Annotated in this window: 22 protein-coding genes and 1 pseudogene; 3 read left to right on the forward strand and 20 right to left on the reverse strand. The window is 60.3% G+C overall.

Features of this window, described 5'->3' with window-relative positions:
* Positions 1-66: 66 nt before the first annotated feature.
* Complete coding sequence (locus JCM15831_RS11575) at positions 67-768, reverse strand: pirin family protein (protein WP_025824388.1); 702 nt, start codon at positions 766-768, stop codon at positions 67-69.
* Positions 769-859: 91 nt separating this feature from the next.
* Here JCM15831_RS11575 and JCM15831_RS11580 point away from each other — a divergent pair, with 91 nt between their 5' ends.
* Together JCM15831_RS11580 and JCM15831_RS11585 are read left to right on the forward strand one after the other, a co-directional pair.
* The gene (locus tag JCM15831_RS11580) at positions 860-1,801 is read left to right on the forward strand and encodes a LysR family transcriptional regulator (protein ID WP_025824389.1); all 942 of its coding nucleotides are present in this window, start codon (positions 860-862) and stop codon (positions 1,799-1,801) included.
* A gap of 66 nt (positions 1,802-1,867) precedes the next feature.
* Positions 1,868-2,302: a helix-turn-helix domain-containing protein gene (locus tag JCM15831_RS11585; protein ID WP_025824390.1), complete on the forward strand. Its 435-nt coding sequence runs from the start codon at positions 1,868-1,870 to the stop codon at positions 2,300-2,302.
* A gap of 13 nt (positions 2,303-2,315) precedes the next feature.
* Here JCM15831_RS11585 and cobM read toward each other — a convergent pair whose 3' ends face one another.
* From cobM to cbiE, 3 genes are read right to left on the reverse strand one after another with little or no spacing between them, the layout of a single operon-like run.
* Positions 2,316-3,098: a precorrin-4 C(11)-methyltransferase gene (cobM, locus tag JCM15831_RS11590; protein WP_025824391.1), complete on the reverse strand. Its 783-nt coding sequence runs from the start codon at positions 3,096-3,098 to the stop codon at positions 2,316-2,318.
* Positions 3,095-3,478 carry a cobalamin biosynthesis protein gene (locus JCM15831_RS11595; RefSeq protein WP_025824392.1) on the reverse strand — a complete coding sequence of 128 codons (384 nt, stop codon included), beginning with the start codon at positions 3,476-3,478 and terminating at the stop codon, positions 3,095-3,097. The genes cobM and JCM15831_RS11595 overlap by 4 nt, the downstream gene beginning before the upstream one ends.
* 58 nt (positions 3,479-3,536) lie before the next feature.
* On the reverse strand, positions 3,537-4,709 hold the full coding sequence (gene cbiE, locus JCM15831_RS18640; RefSeq protein ID WP_306301847.1) for a precorrin-6y C5,15-methyltransferase (decarboxylating) subunit CbiE: 1,173 nt from the start codon (positions 4,707-4,709) through the stop codon (positions 3,537-3,539).
* 3 nt (positions 4,710-4,712) lie between these two features.
* Between cbiE and JCM15831_RS18645 the strand changes: the two are divergent.
* Positions 4,713-5,452: pseudogene (locus tag JCM15831_RS18645) on the forward strand (cobalt-precorrin-6A reductase).
* On the opposite strand, the gene cobJ reads toward JCM15831_RS18645, so the two are convergent.
* From cobJ to nuoC, 16 genes are all read right to left on the reverse strand, one after another.
* Entirely contained in the window at positions 5,428-6,189 is a 762-nt protein-coding gene (gene cobJ / locus JCM15831_RS11610; RefSeq protein WP_025824393.1) for a precorrin-3B C(17)-methyltransferase, read from the reverse strand. The pseudogene JCM15831_RS18645 and the gene cobJ sit on opposite strands and share 25 nt — an antisense overlap.
* The gene (locus JCM15831_RS11615; protein WP_025824394.1) at positions 6,186-6,908 is read right to left on the reverse strand and encodes a precorrin-2 C(20)-methyltransferase; all 723 of its coding nucleotides are present in this window, start codon (positions 6,906-6,908) and stop codon (positions 6,186-6,188) included. The genes cobJ and JCM15831_RS11615 overlap by 4 nt, the downstream gene beginning before the upstream one ends.
* The gene (locus JCM15831_RS11620) at positions 6,905-7,540 is read right to left on the reverse strand and encodes a precorrin-8X methylmutase (protein WP_025824395.1); all 636 of its coding nucleotides are present in this window, start codon (positions 7,538-7,540) and stop codon (positions 6,905-6,907) included. Before JCM15831_RS11620 ends, JCM15831_RS11615 begins: the two co-directional genes overlap by 4 nt.
* Positions 7,541-7,577: 37 nt before the next feature.
* Entirely contained in the window at positions 7,578-8,606 is a 1,029-nt protein-coding gene (locus JCM15831_RS18650) for a hypothetical protein (protein ID WP_084490677.1), read from the reverse strand.
* 172 nt (positions 8,607-8,778) lie between these two features.
* Positions 8,779-10,227 (reverse strand): NADH-quinone oxidoreductase subunit N, encoded by a 1,449-nt coding sequence (locus JCM15831_RS11630; protein ID WP_025824396.1) that lies wholly within the window; start codon positions 10,225-10,227, stop codon positions 8,779-8,781.
* A complete protein-coding gene (locus JCM15831_RS18655) occupies positions 10,227-11,777 on the reverse strand; it encodes a complex I subunit 4 family protein (protein ID WP_084490678.1) in 1,551 nt (516 codons plus the stop codon). The genes JCM15831_RS11630 and JCM15831_RS18655 overlap by 1 nt, the downstream gene beginning before the upstream one ends.
* Positions 11,725-13,119, reverse strand: coding sequence for an NADH-quinone oxidoreductase subunit L (locus JCM15831_RS18660; RefSeq protein ID WP_232228161.1), 1,395 nt, complete (start codon positions 13,117-13,119; stop codon positions 11,725-11,727). The genes JCM15831_RS18655 and JCM15831_RS18660 overlap by 53 nt, the downstream gene beginning before the upstream one ends.
* Positions 13,095-13,556: a proton-conducting transporter membrane subunit gene (locus JCM15831_RS22885; RefSeq protein WP_232228167.1), complete on the reverse strand. Its 462-nt coding sequence runs from the start codon at positions 13,554-13,556 to the stop codon at positions 13,095-13,097. The genes JCM15831_RS18660 and JCM15831_RS22885 overlap by 25 nt, the downstream gene beginning before the upstream one ends.
* 10 nt (positions 13,557-13,566) lie before the next feature.
* Entirely contained in the window at positions 13,567-13,878 is a 312-nt protein-coding gene (gene nuoK, locus JCM15831_RS11645; protein ID WP_025824397.1) for an NADH-quinone oxidoreductase subunit NuoK, read from the reverse strand.
* Position 13,879: 1 nt separating this feature from the next.
* The gene (nuoJ, locus tag JCM15831_RS11650) at positions 13,880-14,383 is read right to left on the reverse strand and encodes an NADH-quinone oxidoreductase subunit J (RefSeq protein ID WP_025824398.1); all 504 of its coding nucleotides are present in this window, start codon (positions 14,381-14,383) and stop codon (positions 13,880-13,882) included.
* Between the two features lie 2 nt (positions 14,384-14,385).
* On the reverse strand, positions 14,386-14,898 hold the full coding sequence (nuoI, locus tag JCM15831_RS11655) for an NADH-quinone oxidoreductase subunit NuoI (RefSeq protein ID WP_025824399.1): 513 nt from the start codon (positions 14,896-14,898) through the stop codon (positions 14,386-14,388).
* A gap of 13 nt (positions 14,899-14,911) precedes the next feature.
* Complete coding sequence (nuoH, locus tag JCM15831_RS18665) at positions 14,912-15,859, reverse strand: NADH-quinone oxidoreductase subunit NuoH (protein ID WP_051528481.1); 948 nt, start codon at positions 15,857-15,859, stop codon at positions 14,912-14,914.
* 10 nt (positions 15,860-15,869) lie between these two features.
* A complete protein-coding gene (gene nuoG / locus JCM15831_RS18670; protein ID WP_373277645.1) occupies positions 15,870-18,908 on the reverse strand; it encodes an NADH-quinone oxidoreductase subunit NuoG in 3,039 nt (1,012 codons plus the stop codon).
* Positions 18,905-19,909, reverse strand: a complete 1,005-nt coding sequence (locus JCM15831_RS18675) for a complex I 51 kDa subunit family protein (protein WP_373277646.1) — start codon at positions 19,907-19,909, stop codon at positions 18,905-18,907. The genes nuoG and JCM15831_RS18675 overlap by 4 nt, the downstream gene beginning before the upstream one ends.
* Positions 19,909-20,418, reverse strand: coding sequence for an NADH-quinone oxidoreductase subunit NuoE (gene nuoE, locus JCM15831_RS11675; protein WP_025824400.1), 510 nt, complete (start codon positions 20,416-20,418; stop codon positions 19,909-19,911). Before nuoE ends, JCM15831_RS18675 begins: the two co-directional genes overlap by 1 nt.
* Positions 20,405-22,168: an NADH-quinone oxidoreductase subunit C/D gene (gene nuoC / locus JCM15831_RS11680; protein WP_025824401.1), complete on the reverse strand. Its 1,764-nt coding sequence runs from the start codon at positions 22,166-22,168 to the stop codon at positions 20,405-20,407. Before nuoC ends, nuoE begins: the two co-directional genes overlap by 14 nt.
* Positions 22,169-22,175: the final 7 nt, after the last annotated feature.

Here is a 22,175-nt window from a genome sequence, read left to right on the forward strand (position 1 = left end):
CTATACTAGGGGGGAGGGTATAGGGAAGGCTTTTATGAGCTCTCTTCTGCCCGCAGGATCTTCCGATCAGGGAGCCGTCTCGACAACCACAATCTCGGAATCGTCATGTGCCGTCAGGATGAGGTCCCCTTCGTCCCGCAAGGCCACCCCATCTCGTGGATTCAGGACAATGCCTCCCAGCTCGATGGCGCCAGAAGCGAGGACGGCATAGCCGGACCAGCCCGGCGCCAATGCCCAGGTAACGGTTTCGCCCCGCTTGATCGTGGCTGCCTTGACCCGAGCCGATGCATTGATCCTGAGCGCGTCTTCATCGCCTTCCATCCCCGATGCCAGCGTCACAAGGCGGTTGTCCCGCGCTTCGACCGGGAAGGGTCGCGTCCCCCAGGACGGCGCATGACCCCGGCGATCCGGCATGATCCAGATCTGGAAGAGCGTCGTCACGTCGGATTCCTGATTCGCCTCGCTGTGAACGATGCCACTTCCGGCTGACATGACCTGAACCTGACCTGCCTCGGTGCGCCCCTCATTGCCGAGCGAGTCTTTATGGGTGATGGCCCCCTGACGCACATAGGTGATGATTTCCATGTCCCGATGCGGATGGGCCGGAAAGCCGCTATCTGGCGCGATCTCGTCGTCATTCCAGACACGCAGCGCGCCCCACCCCATACGCTCGGCGTCATGATACCCGCCGAATGAAAAATGATGGGTAGCCTTGAGCCAGCCGTGATCGGCATGGCCCAGAGAAGCAAAAACGCGATGGTCGATCATGAGTTACTTTTCCTTTCCGCTATGCTGCGACAATAGGAACCCTTCCCTCAGTTAAGATATAGAAAGTATGGCAATTGATCGGTTCCGATAAATGACAACACGCCTGCCCGATTTCGAGGCTCTCGCCATCTTTGCCCGTATCGTGGAACTGGGATCTTTCAGCGCTGCGGCGCGTGCCCTTGGTCTTTCAAGGCCGACCGTCTCGAAAGCGATCGCGCGCCTTGAACAGAGCACTGGCACTTTTGTCTTCAACCGGACCTCGCGCCAGCTCGCCCTGACCGAAACAGGACACCGCATTCTCGCGAATGCCGTCCGGCTTCTGGGCGAGGGTGAAGCTGCTGAGGCTGAGCTGAGAAAGGCCGTACTCCATCCCCACGGGTTACTCAGGATCACGGCGCCAATTTCGTTCGGCCTCAACCACGTAGCACCGCTCCTACCGGATTTTCTGACCCGTTTCCCCGATATCTCGCTTTCCATGACCTATACCGACGATCAGCTCGATCTGATTGCCGGGGGCTTTGACATAGCGATCAGGATCGCCACCCACGCCTCGTCTTCGCTGCGTGGCTTGCGCCTGTGCCGTATCCCGCTGCTTCTGGTTGCTACACCCTTCTACCTCGATCAGCACGGACGTCCCGCGCATCCGAGAGAACTCAAGCAGCATCAGGGCTTTCTTTACACAAGCACGCAGGGCGGCAATTTCTGGCGTGTGAGCCACGAGGATGACATGCTCCAGATCGAGCCCCCCAAACCGCGCTTCAGCGGCAATAATGCCGAAGCGTTCCTGCCCTCACTTCTGGCCGGGCATGGCATCGGCCTGTTTCCCGAATTCATGATCTCGACCGATTTACGAGCAGGAAGGCTTGAGCAGGTCCTGCCCCAATGGCAGTTCCCCGACACGGAGCTCTGCCTGCTGACGCCCCCGGGCCGGTCGCACCCGGCACGCGTTGCTACCTTTCTCGATCAGATTGGCGAAGCGCTTCGTCTCACACCGTGGCGGCATTCTGAAGACACGCACCAAAAAGGAGGGTGATTTTCTTCACCTTCAAGTGCTATTTCATGATCAATAAAAATTCTGCAGAACAGAGAGAAAAAAGATATGCCCGCTCAACAGAAGGGAGAAATGTCGCCAAGTTTTGTGCTCACGCGGCGCATTGCAATGCTTCGAAAAAGTCAGGGACTTAGTCAGCAGCAACTTGCCGACTCTCTGGGTGTCTCACGCTCTGCTGTTGCTTTTTGGGAAACAGGGCGTGTCGGTAGTTTGCGTAAATACATTCCCAAGCTTGCCGCTCTGTTTGAAGTCTCGACCGAAGCCTTTCTGACCGGCATGATCGAGGAAGAAATTCCGGCAGTTCTGACGCCTGACGAAAACGATCTTCTTCGTCTTTACCGTCTGCTGGACCCAGAGCTGAAACTGACAGCGCAGAAATGGATGGAGCGTCAGGTGCACAAACAGGCTCTTGCCAGAAAGCAGGAAGCCCTGCGGGCTGCCTCGTCTACCCCATCCGAGGACAGTCAGGGGACACTCCCCTGACATTTCTGACGATTTAGATAATCTCCTTCAGAGAGGTTTCATCCCGTCCCCTAAAGCGTCTTTGATAGTGCGCATCATAAAGAGCGCTCTCGCGGACCATTTCCGGATTGAGTGCCTTGCCAACGAGAATCAGCGCAGTCCGCGTTTCAGGCGCGTCTTTCATGACCGCGACGATGTCGCCCAGCTTTGCCTCCACGCACCGCTCATCCGGCCAGCTGGCACGGGCAACCACCGCGCTCGGGCAGGAGGCCCCATAAAACGGCACCAATCGCGTCACGACCTCCTCAAGCCTGTGAATGGCAAGATGGATGGCAAGTGTAGCGCCTGTCGCGGCAAAGGCCTCCAGCGTCTCTGCCTCAGGCATAGCCGAAGCCCGTCCGGAAAGACGTGTCAGAACGAGGCTTTGCACAATTCCGGGCACGGTCAGCTCGCGCCCGAGAAGGGAAGCTGCCGCCGCATAAGCCGGCACACCCGGCGTGAGCGTGTAAGGAATGCCGTGTTTCTCAAGCCGCGCCACCTGCTCGGCAACAGCGCTATAGAGAGAGAGATCTCCTGAATGCAGCCTCGCAACATCGAGGCCATCGCGATGGGCCTCGACGCAGAGAGCCTCGATTTCGTCCAGACAAAGCGGCGCCGTATCCACTAGCCGGGTCTGCGCCCCGCAAAACCCCAGAATTTCGGAGGGAATGATCGATCCGGCATAGAGGCAGAGCGGGACCTTCGCGAGAAGGTCGCGACCTCGCAGGGTCATGAGGTCTGCTGCCCCCGGCCCGGCTCCTATGAAATGCACGGTCATGGTGTCAGCGCCTCTTCATCGATCGACGCAAACGCGCATGTCACGCCTACTCCGGCAAGCCGGGCACCCAAAAGACGCGCATTCGGCCCCAAAGCGGCCAAAGCACAACCCTCTGCAATTGACCCAAAACCTGTTGCGATACGCGCAACCTCGGAATGGGTCAGGCAACGTGGCTGCACGGAGGCGAGAGCCAGAAGATCCACGACGGTGATGGGAAGGGCGAAGAACTGCGAAACCCCCAACATCGCCGCATGATGCTGTCTGAACGCAGGCACTGCCAATCCCTGAGGAGCCCCCCAAAGGGCAATCGCCTGCTCGACAACCGAGATCATCGCCTCTGGAGAGGCATTAAGCATACAGCCCAACCCTGCGATCAACACGGCCTGACTCCCCGATACTGCGTCACAGTCATCGCAGGCCTAAACCCAAACACATCACCTATCGGCCCCAGACGCTCCAAACTGATGCGCGATAGCGCACCCCCCCACTCTTTGAAAGCCTGAAAGAGCCTCTGCTCGCCCTCAAGCGTGACGGCATTGGCGACCAGACAGCTCCGGGCTTCAATGCCGACCATCCCAGATCGAGCACGCCAGGCACCCCAACACCGCCCCCCACAAAGACAGCATCGGGCACCGGCAAACCGGGCAACGGGCAAGGAAGAGCGTGCTGTTCCACGTGAAGCTCAGGCACGCCCAGGTGTTCCGCGTTGCGCAGAATACGGGACACGCGTTCCGGCGCGCGTTCGACGGCGAAACAACGATTGGCCGGATGGCGCAGCATCCACTCGATCCCGACCGAGCCCGAGCCTGCCCCCAGATCCCACAAAATCTGTCCCGGGTACGGCCCGAGAGCCGAGAGAGTGACAGCCCGTATCTCCTGCTTGGTCAGTTGCCCGTCATGCTCGAAAAGCCGGTCAGGTAACCCGCTGCTTAGAGAAAGAAGCTCCGCTTCTGGCCCGGCAACGACCTCAACGCCGATCATGTTCAACCGCGCCAGATTCTGGGGAATGGCATCGCAGGCGCGTAATGTCCGCACACACTCGCGAGGCCCATCGAGGGCCTCAAGCAGATGAAGAACACTGTGCCCGCATCCCTGTGCTGTCAGCCAGCTGGCGAGTTGGGCGGGAGTCGCCTCATCGGCTGAAAGCACGAGAAGCCGCGCGCCTCGCTGCAAAAGAGGTCTCAGACGAGCAATCGGACGCCCGCAAAGCGAAGCAATGCTGACCTCCTGAGCGGCCCACCCCAGACGCGAACAGGCAAGTGTGACGCACGAACGCGCAGGAAGGATCTCGAGCGCATCCCGGCCGAAATGCGCCACGAGCTGAGTACCCACACCGAAGCAGAAGGGGTCGCCGGAAGCCAAGACAACGGTCTTCTTCCCGGCGCAGGCTTCAAGTGCCTGCATCGATTGGGTGAAAGGCGAAGGCCAGGGCAGACATTGTGCATCGCTCTTTCCTTCGATCAGGGAGAGATGACGTGTGCCTCCCATGATATGATCGGCCTGGACGATAGCCCGTTGCGCCTGCCGCGAAAGCGCCTCAAATCCATCTTCACCAAGGCCGATGACGGTGAGCCAGGGTCCGGACTCTGACAGGGAAGCAAGAGAAGGCAAACGATGAAAATCCTGATCCTGGGGGGGACGAGCGAAGCACGCCAGCTTTGTCAGGCGCTGGAGTCTCTTCACCAGCATCATATCATTTTTTCACTGGCTGGGGTTACCAGCTCTGCGCTGCCCGTGCCCTGCAAGACACGGAGCGGCGGATTTGGAGGGGTGTCCGGACTGAGCACCTTTCTCCGGGCCGAGGCGATCGACGCGGTGATCGATGCCACCCATCCTTTTGCCAGCCAAATGAGCCATCACGCCGTCGAGGCGCCCGACACTGCGACATTCCACTGCTGCGTCTCACGCGCCCGGCATGGCAGGCCCCAGCGGGAGCATCATGGCAGCATGTCTCGAACATGACCGATGTGTCAGAGGCTCTAGGCCCGACACCACACACTGTCTTTCTGAGCACGGGCCGCAAGGATCTCGCTCCCTTTTTCGACACACCGCATCGCTATGTGCTGCGCAGTATCGAGCGTCCATCAGGGAGCCTTCCCCCTCAGACAACGCTCATTCTGGCACGGGGTCCGTTTACCCTTGAGGACGAGACAAACCTTCTGCGCCATCATGGAATCACCTGTCTCGTTACGAAAAACGCAGGGGCTAAAGAGACCGCCGCCAAGCTGGACGCCGCCAACCAGCTGAACATTCCCGTCATCATGGTCGACCGCCCTACCCTGCCTGACGCACGAGAATGCCAGACAATCGATGCCGCTTTAGACTGGATTCAGGGGATACGACGCAGCGTGTAGAACCAGGGCGGCCGCCCGGGCCGTTCGATCTGGCGGGTCTGGGCGCAGCCGATCAACACCAGCGTGCTCATATCGGCACTCGCCCCCTCTGCCTGCGCCAAAACCGTGCTTTCGATCCGCTCACCCGGCCTGCCGATGGCGCGGGCGAATATCACCACCGTCTCCCCCGAAAGCACGTCACGCAGCACGGCGAACCCCCGATCCAGCTGGTCCGGGCGCGCCAGAGAGCGCGGATTATACAGGGCGATTACGAACCCGGCTTCAGCGGCTAGACGCAATCGTTTTGCCAGAACGTCCCATGGCTTGAGATTATCCGAGAGCGAGATGACGCAAAAATCGCCTCCCAAAGGCGCGCCGATACGCGATGCTGCCGCCAGAACCGCCGTCACACCGGGAAGGACCCGTATATCGATCTCCCGCCAAGAAGACGGCCCTTCCGAAACAGCCTCGAACACGGCACTCGCCATACCGAACACACCGGCATCTCCACCGGAGACCACAACAGGGACACGCCCCTGCTGAGCCAGCGTCAGAGCGTGACGAGCCCGGTCGAGCTCTTCCCGGTTATCCGTCTCATGTGCGATAGCCGTTTTTGCAGCCCCAAGCGCAACGGCCCTTGCAACATAAGGACCGTAACCCAGAAGATCCGTTGCCTGCGTCAGAGCGAGACACGCTTCCTGCGTGATCTGCTCCCCGGAGCCCGGCCCCAGCCCGACGACATAGAGAAGTCCCGTCATCGCGCCCGGCGTCGCCCCGGCACGAGAATCATCGAGAAATAGGGCGCTTTCTCAGGCGCCTGACCGAGGGGCAGACAGACCTGTCCCGACTGGGTCCCGCGCTCGACATAGACCGCCTTGTCGTGGCGACCTGCACGCCGCAGTGCCGACTGAACCTTGGTGAAGTTGCGGCCCAGCTTCATGATGACATGAGCATCGCCCTTGCTCAGCCACGCGGCCAGGCTATCCTCATCGAGGGTCGCAGGCAGCACGCTCAGCACATCGTCGCCATGGACCATCGGCAGATGGGCCGCAGACCAGCACCCGCTCATGCCCGAGATACCCGGCACAATTTCGCAACGATGTTTCGGGCTGAGCCGGTCGAAAAGATACATTGCCGAGCCATAGAGAAAGGGGTCACCCTCGCATAACAAGGCGACCTGTTCACCACAATCCAGCGCTTCGCCGAGGCGCTGGGCGCAGTCATCGTAGAAGGCCCCCATCTCCAGCAGATACCGGGGGTCCTCTACCGGCACACCTGTCGTGAAAGGGTAATCGAAGCGCAGTTCTTCGGCAGACGCCGGGATGTGGGCATCGGCGATCACACGCGCATGACCGGGGCGTCCGCATGCCGCAAACCAGGCCACACGATCGGCCTGTGACAAAAGGCGGACGGCCTTGAGTGTCAGCAATTCGGGATCGCCCGGCCCCATGCCAAGAATTCGGCAGATACCGCTCATTCCGTCTCGCTTGCCAGCGCGTTCACGCAAGCAGCGGCCATGGCGCTACCGCCTAACCGACCGCGGACAATGGCCCAGGGAATGTCATCGAGAAGCGCCAGAGCCTCTTTCGATTCCGCGGCACCAACAAAGCCGACCGGCATGCCGATGATCGCTGCAGGACGTTTGCCGCCGCGCTCAATCAATTCCAGCAGGCGAAAAAGAGCTGTCGGCGCGTTACCGATGGCGACCAGAGCCCCCTCAAGCGTGTCACCCCAGAGATCGACCGCCGCGGCCGAGCGCGTATTGCCGATCGACGCCGCAACTTCCGGGGTGCGGGGATCGCGCAGGGTGCAGATTACCTGATTATCTGCTGGCAGGCGCGCGCGTGTCACACCGCGCGCCACCATTTCCGCATCGCAAAAGACCGGTTTGCCTGCAAGAAGCGTGGCACGGGCAACGGAGACGAACCGAGGCGAGAAAGCCAGTGATCGCGTTACCTCGACCATACCGCAGGCATGGATGACCCGCACTGCGACGCGGGATTCATCAGGTGTGAAGCCCGAGAGATCGGCCTCGGCCCGAATGGTCGCAAAGGACTGCGCGTAAATTGTCGCCCCATCGCGAATGTAATCGTAGCTCCCCTCGGTCATGGGCGATGCCTATCCTTCCTGTCACCTCAGGCCCTTTTTACGCCCGGCAGAGACGCCTTCGCACGTCCTCGACGTCAAGACCAGTCTCTACCGGATGATCGCGCGTCGTTCCCTGACAGATAAGATCATACCCGCCCTCACGCGCGACCAGTGTGACATCGCTGCTGTCACGGGACGCGCAGCCTTTGGCGCAGCCTGAGACATGCAATCGCCTGCCCTTGAGAAAAGGCGCCAGGAAAAGCGCATCCTGTCGCGTCGACGCCAGGCCCTGCCCGCATCCATCCCGGCCGGGACACGCCGTCAGCGCCAGACGCGGATCACTAGGACCGGCGATAAGGTCTGGCGCCGCGACCGGACGATCCATCACCAGACCGCGCCAAGGTGTGACACGAACCCTCGCCTCCGCCTCTGCGATCGCTCTGAAACCGGAAGCGCTGATTTCACCCATGATCGCTACAGCGCCGAAACTGCCCGGCAGGAAGGCACCCAGCAATCGAGGGATCGCTCCCTTGAAAGGAGGCGCCTGATGGAGCGGCCGTCCGGCATTGGCGGCCGACGCCGAGGACGCGAGACGCTCCAGCACGAGAGGCACAAGCGCCTCCCGGTTTGAGGCGTGTCGCTCCGCACCACGATAAAGGCACCATACTCCGTCTTCATGGCGCAGCATGAGATCGGCACGCAGGGCACCGGACGGGATGAAGCCGCCGCCATCGACCGCGACGCTGTATTTTTCGGGGGCTTGCCAGCTCTGCTGGGGCGATGTCAGCGCCGCTTCGAGCTCTCTAGCAACCAAAAGCGTATCAGGAGCACAGGCTGGATCGATGCCCGCAAGAGGAGACATGAACAGTAGACGCCGTCGCGCCTCGCGTTCGGGATCGGCAAGTCCCAGACCCTGCCCCGCAGCATCAGACGCGAAGCGTTTTGCCGCCTGCTCCTCGAACCCGCGCAGCTGCAGATTACCCCGCGTAGTGAGGCTGATCCGTCCATTTCCCCGCGTCGCAGCCCGTTCCGCCAAAAAAACCAGCTGAGCGGGCGACAAACCCTCAAGATCAGGCGTCACCCGCACGAGCCAGCATCATGGGTCTGCATGGGAGCATGCAGGCTCGGGCACCATCCTTTTTTAAGCGGAACGCGTGTCATGAGGAGGGTGATAGCGCCGGCAGGCGATTTATACCCATAAAAAAAAAGCTGCATGCCTTACGACATGCAGCTTGCTCACCCCGGGCAGGGCGGCGTTCTCAAGGCAGTGTCGCAGGCGCCGAAGGGACAGGCGGCGCCACAACGAGTGCCTGACTGCGTTGAACGAGCGTGCTGGGGAAAATGCCCAGCAGGATCGTGGCGCAGGCCAGAACCGTTATCAACGCTGCATTGACCGGGGTCGGTGCCGTGAGCTCGGCATCGCTCTCACGGCCGGCTGGTGCAGGTGTCAGCATGATCAGGATCAGACGCAGATAGTAGAACAGACCGATCGTGCTGCTGAGGATCAGAACAAGGAGCAGCAAGGTCTGATGGGCCGAGACACCGGCTGCAACTATGTAGAACTTTGCGAAAAAGCCGACTGCGGGCGGGATGCCTGCCAGCGAAATCAGCATCGCCGACATGGCCAGCGCCGCCGCAGGCTTGCGACGGAACAGACCGTGCCATGCGCGGATATCCGTTCCCTGAGGCAGGACGCCATTCATGATGGCGAACACACCCAGCGTGGAGATGGCATACGCCGCGAGGTAGAAAGCTGCAGACGCCACACCGAACGGGCCCGGCGAAAGAAATGCCACCAGCAGATATCCGACATGAGCGATCGACGATCCTGCCAGGAGGCGACGGAGGTCAGTCTGCACCACCGCCATCAGATTGCCACCCAGCATACTAAGGACGGCCACGATCAGGATCTCATTCACCTGCGCCCCAGGCAGAGAGAGATCGACCGACGAGAAGTAGCGCAGCATTGCCGCAAACAATGCGATCTTGGAGGTGACCGCGACAAGGGCCGCCACCGGCACCGACGTGCCTTCAAGTACATCGGCCAGCCAGAGATGGAACGGCACGGCTGAAAGCTTGAAGAACATGCCCGTCAAGACGAGGATCAATCCCATTGCGCCGATAATCGGCTCGGGAGCATGCGACAGATCAGGCGCAGCGAAACGTAGCGAGCCGGTCTCGGCGTAGATCAGCGCAAAGCCGAATACCATGACGGCCGAGGCCACACCCGAGAGGAGCAGATATTTCATTGCCGCTTCGCCTGCGTCCAGACGCGTGTTCCGAAACGCGATCAGACCGAGCAGGGCCAGACTGAGGGTTTCGAGCCCCAGGAAGAACGAGACGAAATGCACGGCCCCTGTCATGGCGACTGCACCCAAGGTGGAGAGCGTCAGGAGCAGGAAATATTCGCTGTTGACGGTCGGATCGGCGCTGATGGCGCCATGACGCGACATCAGCACGATGGCCAGCGCAGAGAGAATGATGAGCGCGCCCGCAAACGAAGCCCACGGATCGGGCGCGAAAAGAGGCATCGCGCCTGTCATGATCAGCACGGTCGGCATCATGATCGACGCAAGTGCGGCGACGAGTACCAGCACGCACAAAAGGGCATCACGAGCGACATGGCGCCGCCACGAGATGGCGGCCAGCTGCACGAGCCCCCCGAGGCAGAGCACCAGCACAGCATTAGGAAGGAACGAGAAGGACATTACTGGGCCTGCTCCTGAGCGATGCTCGCGATATGGGGGCTCGCAGGAACTGAAAGATTCAGAACAGGCTGCGGGTAGACACCAAGCGCAAGGAGAAGAAGGGCCGCCACACCGAGAACGGCGATATGCGGCACGGAAGGCGCACCAAGCGGAGCGGCAACATCGGTCTTTTTCGGGCCGTAGAAGACGCGGAACATCATCGTGAGCGAATAGACCGAGGAAAGAACCAGACCAGCCGCTGCAAAGAACGTCATGGTGTGGCTAACCTGCCAGGTGCCCATCAGCACGAGGAACTCGCCAACGAAGTTACCCAGACCGGGCAGCCCGAGCGACGCCGCCGCAAAGAACATCGCCAGTGCCGAGAAACGCGGCATTGCGGGCCACAGACCGCCCATCTTGGACATGTCACGCGTGCCGAGGCGATCTTCCAGCAGACCTGCAATGACAAAGAGCGCGCCGGTGCTCAGACCATGCGCCACCATCTGCGCGATTGCCCCTTCCATACCGATGCGCGTGCCCGAGAACACACCCAGCAGAATGAAGCCGAGATGGCTGATGGACGAATAGGCAATGAGGCGCTTGATGTCGTCCTGTGCGACGGCAAGCCAGGCGCAATAGAGAATACCAACGACACCGAGCGTCATGGCAAACGGCGCAAGATGGGTTGCCGCTTCAGGAAAGAGCATGACCACGAAGCGGATCAGGCCATATCCCCCGGTCTTGGCCAAGACGCCCGAAAGCAGAAGGCTGACCGCCGCGGGTGATGCGGCGTAGGTGTCGGGCAACCAGGCGTGAAAGGGCAGCATGGGCAGCTTCACCGCAAAAGCGATGAAGAACCCCAGCATCAGGATCGGCGCAATCGGTGCGATCAACGCTGTCTGCGAGAGCGCGAAGTAGTCGAAGGTGATGACATTGGTGCGCTGGGCATTGACGATCACCAGCCCCAGAATGGCCAGAAGCATCAGCAGGCCACTGCCCTGCGTAAACAGGAAGAATTTCAGCACGGCGCGCTGACGTCCGGCATCACCCCAAATCAGGATCAGCCCGAAAAGCGGCAGCAGCATCAGTTCCCAGAAGAAAAAGAACAGGAACAGATCTGTCGCCATGAACACGCCATTGATCCCGGCGACGGTCGCCAGAAGCAGGCAGTGAAACAATCCGGCGCGATCTGCCACGTTACGTGAGCTGAGCAGCGCGCAAGGCAGGGAGACCAGTGCGTTGAGCCAGAGCATGACCAGGCTCAACCCATCGAGATCAAACCGGATATTGATGCCGAGCATCGGCACCCAGGCCATGGAGAAATGGGCGAACCATCCCCCTGCCCCGGCACCATTGGCAAGGCTGCTAATCGTCACCTGAACGAGAAGAACCACCATCAGGGCCAGGGTGATCAGCGACGACACCCAGGCAGCGCGAGATGCACCTCGCAACCCGACAAGCCAGGCTGCGAGACCCCCGATGAAGGAAGAAGAACGAGAGCGGGAAGTGCCAACATCGTCATACCGCCAGACAAAGAGCTGCAACCGTTCCTGCCGCGATCCAGCCAGCATAGCGACGCACCTGGCCGCTCTGCAGCTTCGCAACAGCATGTCCGCTGCCCTGTGTGAGGGCTGCAACCAGATCATAGAAACGATCGATAAAATCACGACGGTTCAGATGGGCAAGCACCATGAACGGCCGTACGAAAACCCGGTCATACAGCGTATCGAAGCCCCAATCGGCACGCAGCGTGGCGATGGCGGGGCTTTCGGCTGCGACCGGCGCTTCGCCCTTGGGGCGCCACAGCGTCCAGGCGATGGTCACACCGGCAATCGGCACGAGAGAGCCGAGAATGAGCAGGCTTGTATTATGCTCTTCGGGCAGGGCACCAAGGACAGGGGCCAGCAGGTTCGAGAAGATATGCACGTTTGCGATCACATCTGGCATTTCCATCCAGCCACCGCCAATGGCGAGCACGGACAGGATGGCCATCGGCAGCGCCATGGCCATGCCCGACTTGCCGTGAGCATGGGTGCGATGATCGCCCCAGAACACGATGAACACGCAGCGGAAGATATAGATCGAGGTCAGGAACGCGCCGAACAGCGCGCCAGCCCAGAAGATCGGGCTCAGCTCATACGCACTGCCAAGAATGAGCTCTTTCGAGAAATACCCGGCCGTGATCAACGGCAGACCGGCGAGAGCAGCCGAGCCCGCCAGGAACGCGGCGAACACCCAGGGCATATCCTTGCGCAGGCCACCCATCTTGAAGATGTTCTGCTCGTGATGCACGCGCAGGATAATCGAACCTGCCGCCATGAAGAGCAGCGCCTTGAAGAAGGCATGGGTCACGAGATGGAACATGGCTGCATGCCAGGCGCCACACCCGAGAGCCAGATACATATAACCGAGCTGACTCATGGTGGAATAAGCGAGGATGCGCTTGATATCGGTCTGAACCAGCGCACTTCCTGCTGCGAGCAGGATGGTGACAAAACCAACGATGGCGCAGGCCAGCATGGCGAGTGGCGTCAGGACAAACAGCCCATGCAGACGCGCCAGCAGATAAACACCGGCCGTGACCATGGTTGCAGCATGGATAAGGGCCGAGACGGGCGTCGGGCCCGCCATGGCATCCGGCAACCAGGTCTGCAGCGGCACCTGAGCTGATTTGGCCATCGCGCCACCCAGAAGCAGGAACATGCCCAATGTCAGCAGACGGGGGTCTGCATGCGGGCCGACTGCGAGAAGCGTCGGAATATCCAGCGAACCGACAGCCGTTGCCATCAGCAGCATGCCGAGCAGGAACAGCGCATCGCCAACGCGGGTAACCACGAAGGCCTTGCGGGCTGCGATGGCATTAGCCTGCTCGCCGTACCAGAAGCCGATCAGCAGATAAGAGCAGAGACCCACCCTTCCCAGCCGATGAACACACCCAGCAGATCCGACGCCAGCACCAGCAGCAGCATGGAGGCAACGAACAGCGTCATATAGGTGAAGAACCGGGCAATATCCGGATCGTCATACATATAGGCGCAGGCATAGACGAGGATGAGGAAGCCGACGCAGGAGACGACCAGCATCATGACCAGCGAGAGCCGGTCGAGCGTGAGCGCGATCTGAGCGTTGAAAGAGCCCACATTCATCCAGTTCCACAGCACGACGTGCAGCGAACCGAGAGAGTCGGGACCAGACAGAAAGCTTGAGGCCGAGATGACAGCGAAAAAGGCGCAAAGACCCATTCCTGCGCCGACGAGCAGCGTCGTCGCCCGTGCGGGCAGCTTTCCGCCGGTCAGCATCAGAATGATGGAGACCGCAAGCGGACAGAGAATGACAAGAGGAAGCAACATAGCCACGAGACTAACCCCCCAGACGGTTGCCGGTATCGGCATCAAGCGTGGAGCGTCCGGCAGCATGCAGGCGCAGGATGATGGCCAGACCGACAGCGGATTCCGCTGCAGCAAAAGCCACGACCATCATGAACATCACCTGGCCATCGGCCATGTGCCAGCGATTGCCCGCCGCAATAAAGGCGAGGCAGGCCGCGTTCAGCATGATTTCGGTCGACATCAGCATGAAGAGCAGATTGCGACGCACGAGGACGCCGAGGGCTCCGAGCGAAAAGAGAATGACAGCGACAATGAGCGCGCCATTGGGATCGGCAGCAGTCATATCAGGATTTTCCTCCGATCCGGCGCCCGATGTGATAGGCGCTCACAAGTCCTGCCAGCAGCAGGAACGAGGAAAGCTCGACGGTCAGGATATACGGGCCATAAAGGCAAAGACCGACCGCCTTGGGACCGATCGGGGCACCAACCGTGCCCACCGTCATGGTGTTGTGGCTCAGGCCGTAAACCAGAAGCCCCATCAGCAGGACGGAGATCACGCCGGGGCCCACCCAGGCCCCACCGGCAAACCAACCCTTCTCACGCATCTGGTCCGGCTGTCCGAGGTTGATCATCATCACGACGAAAACGAACAGCACCATGATGGCACCGGCATAGACGATGATTTCGAGCATGGCTGCGAAGGGCGCCCCGAGCTGCTCGAACATGCAGGCCAGAGCCAGAAGAGACACGACAAGATAGAGCAGGCCGTGCACCGGAATTGTGCGGGTGATTGCCAACGCGGTCGCGCCGATGGCAATCAATCCATAGAGTTCAAGCATGATATTCATGATCAGGGCATCAGCGCATGAATATCGACAGGCTTGGCTTCATTTTCGGCTTCACCTTTATTCTTGCCCGGGATCTTGAGCCCCGAAACATTATAGAAGCTGTAATCATGTACCTTGCCGGGTCCGCTGATCAGGAGGTCTTCCTTCTCGTAAACCAGGTTCTGGCGCACATATTCGCTCATCTCGAAATCGGGAGTGAGCTGGATGGCGTAGGTCGGGCAGGCCTCTTCACAAAAGCCGCAGAAAATGCAGCGTGAGAAGTTGATCTGGAAGAATTCGGGATACCAGCGTCCTTCCTTCTCGCCCTTTTGCAGGCTGATGCAATCGACCGGGCATGCCGCGGCACAAAGATTGCAGGCCACACAGCGCTCCTCGCCGCTGGGATCGCGGGTCAGAACGATACGACCGCGATAGCGGGGGGACAGATACGGTTTGACGTCCGGATACTGCACCGTTTCATTGCGATGAAACATGTGCAGGAACGTCATCCATATGGTGCGGAGAATACCGAGCATGGCGCGCCCCCTCTCAGACGCCCGCGCGCAGCAGAATGACCGCGCCGGTAACCAGAATGTTGAGCAGAGACAGCGGCAGCAGCACCTTCCAGCCGAAAGACATCAGCTGGTCGTAGCGGGGACGCGGCAGCGCTGCACGCAGGAGAATGTAAAAGCAGATCAGCAGGAAGACCTTGATCGCAAACCACAGGATCGGCGGCAGGAACGGACCGTGCCATCCACCCAGATAAAGCGTGGTGATCAAGGCAGAGCTGAGCGCAACGCCAGCATATTCAGCGAGATAGAACAGACCGAATTTCATGCCGGAATATTCGGTATGAAACCCTGCACCGATCTCGTTTTCACCTTCGGGAAAGTCGAAAGGCAGACGATGCGTCTCGGCAATACCTGCAAGCAGGAAGATCACCGCACCAACGCATTGCGGGATAATGAACCAGCAATTTGTCTGTGCCTCGACGATGTCACGGATGCTGAACGAGCCGGCCGCCATGACGACGCCCATGACCGAAAGCCCCATGAAGACCTCGTACGAGATCATCTGGGCTGCGGCACGCATGCCGCCGAGCAGGGCGTATTTATTGTTTGAAGACCACCCGGCGAGGACGACCGAATAGACACCCAAACCCAGCATACCGAAGACGAAAAGCAGACCGACATTCAAATCGCCTGCAACACTCCAGATGGGTGTAATCGGCACAACGCCGAAGCAGAGCAGCACTGCCATGAAGCCGATGATCGGGGCGATGAGGAAAACCCATTTATCGGCGAAAGGCGGGATCCAGTCCTGCTTGAACAGCATTTTCATCGCATCGGCGATGATCTGGAACAGACCGAACGGCCCGACGCGGTTCGGACCGGGACGATCCTGGAACACGCCGAGAAGACGCCGCTCCAGTGTCGTCGAGAGCGCTGCGACGCGAGAACGCCAAAGACGGTCACGACGATCACAAGAATTGGCCACACGATGGGCATCATACCGCGCTCTCCGTTCCAATACGCTCGGCAGGCGCCGTGATTTCAAGAGAGACCCAGCCCGGCGTGGACCAGGAGCGCGACACCATATGCGGGGGGCAGGTTGCCACCCCTTCCGGCAGGCTCGGATCGGAGACGGCGTCAACAGTGCAGAGCTCGCCGTTCAGGGACAGACGAACCTGCGCCCCCTTGGCAACCGCCCCGCCGACACGAACCACGGCTGGTGCCGCACGATCTGCGATCGGCTGGGACATCATGCTCATTTCATCAGTTCCGAAGACGCGGGCCTCTGGCAAAAGCATGAACTGACCGGCACGCGGCGCGAAAGCCGACGGCACATCCATGGCATAAGATCCGGCGGCGTTGGCAATGCCTTCAACCAGACGGACGCCACAATCACCGCCGCGCATCTTGCCGCCAATCTCCTGCTGGAAGCGGTTCAAGGACTGCTCCGAGTTCCAGCCCGGCACCTGATAGAACGGCACAAGCGTGCCGGGCATGTCGGTGCCGTAGGAGCCCTCCATCGTGGAATGCAACGGCGTATCGGGCGAAGCTGGCGGCGGAATGTCGCGCACGCTGATATTGGCGCGGATCGCCGTGCGTCCGCTGACACGATGGGTCTGGCTCCTCAGAGGAATGCCCTCGAGCGTGTAATCCGAGCTGGGTGCAGCTTCAGGGATCCTGGCAAAAACGGGCAGTGTCGCCGCAATTTCCGCAATCAGATCGTCCAGCTTGCTCCAGGGCTTCACATGGTCAAAGCCTGCCGCTTGGGCCAGATCAGCGATCCAGCGCCAGCCCGCCTGAAGCGGCGCGTCGGGATAGACGACCTGGAAGAAACGCTGAGCACGGCCCTCTGCGCTGACCAGTGTGCCATCCGTCTCGGAATAGGCTGCCGAGGGGAAAGTGATCTGGGAGCGGATCGCCGTCGGGGTAACCGAGTGATCGAGCACAACGAGATTAGCTGCTCCCCCGGTCACAGTGTCGAACGCTGCCTTGTCGAGACGACGGCTCAAATCATTTTCGAGCACGATCAGCGTCGAACCAGCTGCACGAGATGCGATCTCATCAAGAGACAGCCCCCCCATAAGCGCGAGGCCCATAGAGTTGGCTTCTGGCAGGACAAAGCTGAGGAGCGGTGCCTTGCCCTTGGCCGCGAGCGCCGAAGCGATGTTGGCTGTCGCCTGAAGCAGGGCGGCCGAGGCATATTGCAGACCGGAAACCAGAAGCGGCTTTTCAGCAGCCAGCAGGGCGTCGGCAATGCGCGATGCCGAGGCGGCTTCGCTTTCGGTCAGGCCGGCAACATCCGGTGCGGAGTCATCGATGCGATGCGCAATTGCAAATCCAAGACGCGCCGCGTCTTCAGGCATGGTCCGAATGGGATCCTGTGCGAACCCATCCAGATCGGTCACTGTCGGGGAGACCAGGAACAGCGGCGAAACCGTATCCTGACCGAGCGTACGCACGGAGGCATCCATCCAGTGCGGGACGCGTGCCTGATCTGCTGCCTTGTTAAAGGCCGTGCGCTTGATCTGGCGCAGCGCGAGACTCATGCGCGGCGACGTTGCCGCAACATCTTCACCCAGGATCAGCGCACCGTCCGAGGTTTCCATCTCCTGCATGGTCGCGATCCGAGCCGCGCTCGTGCTCATCAGCGAAACCGCCAGTTTGACAAGGCTATGCTGGGGTTCGGCCATGCCGGTGGAGAAGTTTTCTTCTCCAACCAGCTTGCGCAGCGCGTAATTCGATTCAAGCGACGCACGCGGTGAGCCGATACCCACCAGCTTGCCCGCATTGGCGATCTTGCCGAAATGATCGAGCGCTGCCTGTGCCGGAACCGGCGTCATGTCACCATTGATGACGTAGCCTGCCGAGCGCAGACGCGTGGGCGCATTGACCCAGCCATGCCCGAAACGACCGCGATCGCAGAGGAAATAGCGGTTTACTTCGTCGTTGTAGCGGTTGAGCGTCCGACGAACCTTGCCTGCGCGCTCGTTGATGATCGTGTTGCACCCCGTCGCACAGTTCGAGCACACGGAAGGTGCTCCACGCATGTCCCATTTGCGGCTGTACATTTTCGAGAACGGCTTGTCGGTGAAGACACCTGTCGGGCAGACCTCGATCAGGTTGCCGGAGAAGGGGCTTTCCAGCGTACCGCTCTCATGACGACCGAAATAGACGTTGTTATGCGAGGCAAATACGCCCAGATCCTCGCCGCCCGCATAGTCACGGTAAAAGCGCACGCAGCGATAGCAGGAGATGCAGCGGTTCATTTCGTGTTTCACGAAAGGACCGAGTTCCTGATTGTTATGGGTGCGCTTGTCGAAGCGATAGCGACGCTCGCGATGACCGGTCATGACGGTCATGTCCTGAAGATGGCACTCGCCACCTTCTTCGCAGACCGGGCAGTCATGAGGATGGTTGGTCATCAGCCACTCGACGACCTCACCCCGGAACTCCTTGGCTTCCGGATCGTCGACCGAGAAAATGGCGCCCTCGGTCACGGGCGTCATGCAGGCCATGACGATACGGCCGCGCGTATCATCGGCGTTGGCGTATTGCTTGACCGCACATTGGCGGCAGGCGCCAACCGAGCCGAGCTCGGGATGCCAGCAGAAATAAGGCAGGTCTTTTCCTGCTTCGAGACAGGCCTGCAGAAGGTTCACGTCAGTGCGTGCTTCAACCTCGCGGCCGTCGATTACGATTTTTGCCATCGGGCCGTACCTCCTAAGCCGCCTGCCTGCGGCGCCGCTCTCTGCGGTGCCGGGGGTGGGCTTGCTGACAAGTCGCTGGAAATCTTCGGCGAACATCTTCAGGCCGCTGGCCAGAGGCGCGATCGCGCCCGGTGCATGGGCGCAGAATGTACGCCCCATCGGACCGATCAGACGGGCTGCATCGTGGAGGCGTTCGATATCCTCCGGCGTGCCCCGTCCCTCTTCGATGGCAATCAAAAGACGCTCGACCCAGGGCAGGCCGTCACGACAGGGCGTGCACCAGCCACAGGATTCCTGCGCAAAGAAATGCTCGAGATTGCGGATCATCCGATCGGGCTGGTCTTGTCATCGAGCAGAATGGCCAGACCCGTGCCGAGGCGACTGCCCGCCTTCTCCGGTGTCGGATAATCCATGATGATGTCGGCATGTTCGGCACCGAGAAACGCCGTCGAGGCGCCACCGGGCAGGAAGGCCCGCAGCTTGTACCCGTCCTGCATGCCGCCTGCGCATTCGTTCAGGATCACGCCGAGCGAGGTGCCGAGCGGCAGTTCGAACACGCCCGGACGCTTGGCACGACCGCTGACACCGTAAAGCTTGGTTCCGCCATCGACGCAGGCACTCAGCCCCAGATACCACTCGGTGCCATTGGCCAGGATATGGGGAATATTGCTGAAGGTCTCGATGTTATTGACGACCGTCGGCGCGCCCCACAAACCACCGATCTGCGGGAACGGTGGCTTGGCACGCGGATTGGCACGACGGCCTTCCAGCGCCGTGATCAAGGCCGTTTCCTCACCGCAGATGTAACGACCGGCGGAAGGATGAACGTGCAGATCGAAATCGAAACCCGAGCCAAGGATATTCTCGCCCAGGAACCCGGCTTCACGCGCCTGAATGACCGCCTGCTGCAGACGCTCCAGACCCAGATGATACTCGCCACGCAGAAAGATGATGCCGTGCCGTGCCTGAATGGCGTAGGCCGAGATGATCATCCCTTCGATCAGCTGAAGCGGATTGCCTTCAACAAGAATACGATCCTTGAACGTACCCGGCTCCATCTCGTCACCATTGGCGACGATGTATTTGAGACGGTCTTTTGAGGATTCCTTGGGGACGAAGCTCCACTTCATGCCGGTGCTGAAGCCAGCACCGCCACGACCGCGCAGCTTCGAGTCCGTCACCTCGGTGATGATTTCAGCGGGGCTCATGCCAAGCGCACGGCGCAGACCGCGCCAGCCGCCTTTCTTGTCGTAACCAGCCGGATCGAGCGGCGTCTCGCGATTGACGAGCGCCAGAAGCGGCTGTTTTTCGGGGTTGAGACCTGTCATCACTTCTTCCTCGCCCGAATGTCGTCGATGATGCCGTCAATATCTTCCGGACGGACCGGGCCGTAGAGGTCCTTGCCAACCAGCATCGCCGGGGCATGGTCACAGTGACCGAGGCAGACGATCGGCAGGACGGTGAAGTCACCATCGGGCGTCGTCTCGCCCATCTTCACACCCAGCTTCTTGCAGAGGCGCTCGCGTGTCTGTTCGGCGCCCATGATGTAGCAGGAGACGGAGTCACAGAGCATGACCACGTTTTTGCCGACCGGCTTGCGAAACAGCAGATTGAAATAGGTGGCGATACCATCCAGATCGGCCTGGGACATGCCCAGAACCCGTGCCGTGTGGGCCAGATGCGCGTCATTGATCCACCCGAAGCGCTCCTGCACCAGACGCAGCGCTTCAATTGCTGCGCCGCGCGGGTGATGCTCGTGGGCTGCCATGTCGATGAAGGTATCGACGAGATCCTGAGGGAGTTCGGCGTCCTGCGCCGTAAGGTCAGCGGTCGACATCGGCCATCACAAAATCGATGCTTCCGATAATGGCGATGAGGTCGGCAATCATGGTGCCGCGTGACAGCATCGGAAGCTGTTGCAGATGAATGAACGACGGGGTGCGGATACGTGTCCGGTAGGACATCGTGCCGCCATCGCTCACGAGGTAATACTGATTGAGCCCCTTGGTCGCTTCGATACAGGAGCGCACTTCGCCCTGCGGGATGACGGGCCCCCAGCTGACGCCCACGAAGTGATGGATGAGCGTCTCGATGTCATGCATCGTGCGCGGCTTCGGCGGCGGCATGGCCAGCGGATGCTCGGCCTTGTAGTCGCCACCCGGCATGTTATCGAGGCAGTAGCGGATGATACGCAGGCTCTGACGGATCTCTTCGATATGCACCGCAGCGCGATCGTAACAATCGCCATTGACCGCGGTCGGAATATCGAAATCGATCTGGTCATAACCGGAATACGGCGCCTTGCGACGATAATCCCATTCCAGACCCGTAGCGCGAAGGCCCGGTCCCGTAACGCCCCAATCGATGGCCTCTTCGGTGTTGTAGACACCAACGCCTTTGGTACGCGCCTTGAAGATCGGGTTCTTCATGACGAGTTCGTTATACTCATCCAGACGCTTGGGCAGGTAATCGAGGAACGCACGTACCTCGCCGTCCCAGCCCTGCGGCAGATCCATGGCCACACCGCCGATGCGGAAGAACGCCGGATGCATGCGGAAACCGCAGATCTTCTCGATAATCTCGAAAACGCGTTCGCGATCCGTGAAGATATAGAAAACCGGGGAAAGCTGCCCCAGATCCTGAACCATGGTTCCGTAGAACACGAGATGGCTGGAAATACGGAAGAATTCAGCCAGCATGACGCGGATGAGCTGGGCGCGCGGCGGCACGGTAATGCCCGCCAGTTTCTCGACCCCCATCACATAGGGGAAGTTATTCATCACCCCGCCGACATAATCGATACGGTCGGTATAGGGGATATAGCTGTGCCATGTCTGGCGCTCAGCCATCTTCTCGGCGCCGCGATGATGGAACCCGATATCGGGCACGGCATCGACAATGAACTCGCCCTCAAGCTGCAGCACGACGCGGAAAACACCATGGACCGAAGGATGATTCGGGCCGAGGTTGAGGAACATGAAGTCGCTGTTTTCGGACTGCCGCTTCATCCCCCAGGATTCGGGGTCGAACTTCAGAGCTTCCTGCTCGTCGAAAACCTGATCTTCGGAGAGTGTGTAAGGCGGCCGTTCGGTGGCGCGGGCGTAATGGTCTTTCCGCAGTGGATGACCAACCCAGGTCGGGGGCGTCAAGATACGAGAGAGATGCGGATGCCCCTCGAACACGACACCGAACAGATCCCAGGCTTCGCGCTCAAGCCAGTTTGCATTCGGCCAGATGTCGGTGATGGTGCCGATATTGGCATCGTCAACCGCAAGCGGCACTTTGAAGCGCACTTCGTCAATCGGACCGTCGAAAGACTGGATGTGATAGATAACGGTAAAGTCTGACGCCGGAAGGCCATCACGATGGATGCGCTGGCGCTCATCCACACAGGTCAGATCCAGCAGCATACGCAGCGCGCCGCCCGACTTGACGGCCTGAAGCACAGCGCGGATCTGACCACGGGAAACCCAAAAGGTCGGCACGCCATCGCGTGTCTTCTCTTCCATCGTGATCATGTGAGGTGGGAAGGCAGCAACCGCCGCTCCCATAACGCCAGAACGGCTTTTCTCGAAAACTTCGCTCATTCCCACG

Origin of the sequence: Asaia astilbis JCM 15831 (assembly GCF_000613845.1) — a bacterium.
In the GTDB taxonomy this organism is placed as follows: Bacteria; Pseudomonadota; Alphaproteobacteria; order Acetobacterales; family Acetobacteraceae; genus Asaia; species Asaia astilbis.

Excerpts from the sequence above, each read along its gene's own strand:
- JCM15831_RS11575 (WP_025824388.1), bottom strand. The coding sequence starts at position 768 with ATGATCGACCATCGCGTTTTTGCTTCTCTGGGCCATGCCGATCACGGC.
- JCM15831_RS11580 (WP_025824389.1), top strand. The coding sequence starts at position 860 with ATGACAACACGCCTGCCCGATTTCGAGGCTCTCGCCATCTTTGCCCGT.
- JCM15831_RS11585 (WP_025824390.1), top strand. The coding sequence starts at position 1,868 with ATGCCCGCTCAACAGAAGGGAGAAATGTCGCCAAGTTTTGTGCTCACG.
- cobM (WP_025824391.1), bottom strand. The coding sequence starts at position 3,098 with ATGACCGTGCATTTCATAGGAGCCGGGCCGGGGGCAGCAGACCTCATG.
- cobJ (WP_025824393.1), bottom strand. The coding sequence starts at position 6,189 with ATGACGGGACTTCTCTATGTCGTCGGGCTGGGGCCGGGCTCCGGGGAG.
- JCM15831_RS11615 (WP_025824394.1), bottom strand. The coding sequence starts at position 6,908 with ATGAGCGGTATCTGCCGAATTCTTGGCATGGGGCCGGGCGATCCCGAA.
- JCM15831_RS11620 (WP_025824395.1), bottom strand. The coding sequence starts at position 7,540 with ATGACCGAGGGGAGCTACGATTACATTCGCGATGGGGCGACAATTTAC.
- JCM15831_RS11630 (WP_025824396.1), bottom strand. The coding sequence starts at position 10,227 with ATGTCCTTCTCGTTCCTTCCTAATGCTGTGCTGGTGCTCTGCCTCGGG.
- JCM15831_RS18655 (WP_084490678.1), bottom strand. The coding sequence starts at position 11,777 with ATGCTGGCTGGATCGCGGCAGGAACGGTTGCAGCTCTTTGTCTGGCGG.
- JCM15831_RS22885 (WP_232228167.1), bottom strand. The coding sequence starts at position 13,556 with ATGTTGCTTCCTCTTGTCATTCTCTGTCCGCTTGCGGTCTCCATCATT.
- nuoK (WP_025824397.1), bottom strand. The coding sequence starts at position 13,878 with ATGACTGCTGCCGATCCCAATGGCGCGCTCATTGTCGCTGTCATTCTC.
- nuoJ (WP_025824398.1), bottom strand. The coding sequence starts at position 14,383 with ATGAATATCATGCTTGAACTCTATGGATTGATTGCCATCGGCGCGACC.
- nuoI (WP_025824399.1), bottom strand. The coding sequence starts at position 14,898 with ATGCTCGGTATTCTCCGCACCATATGGATGACGTTCCTGCACATGTTT.
- nuoG (WP_373277645.1), bottom strand. The coding sequence starts at position 18,908 with ATGATCCGCAATCTCGAGCATTTCTTTGCGCAGGAATCCTGTGGCTGG.
- JCM15831_RS18675 (WP_373277646.1), bottom strand. The coding sequence starts at position 19,909 with ATGACAGGTCTCAACCCCGAAAAACAGCCGCTTCTGGCGCTCGTCAAT.
- nuoE (WP_025824400.1), bottom strand. The coding sequence starts at position 20,418 with ATGTCGACCGCTGACCTTACGGCGCAGGACGCCGAACTCCCTCAGGAT.
- nuoC (WP_025824401.1), bottom strand. The coding sequence starts at position 22,168 with ATGAGCGAAGTTTTCGAGAAAAGCCGTTCTGGCGTTATGGGAGCGGCG.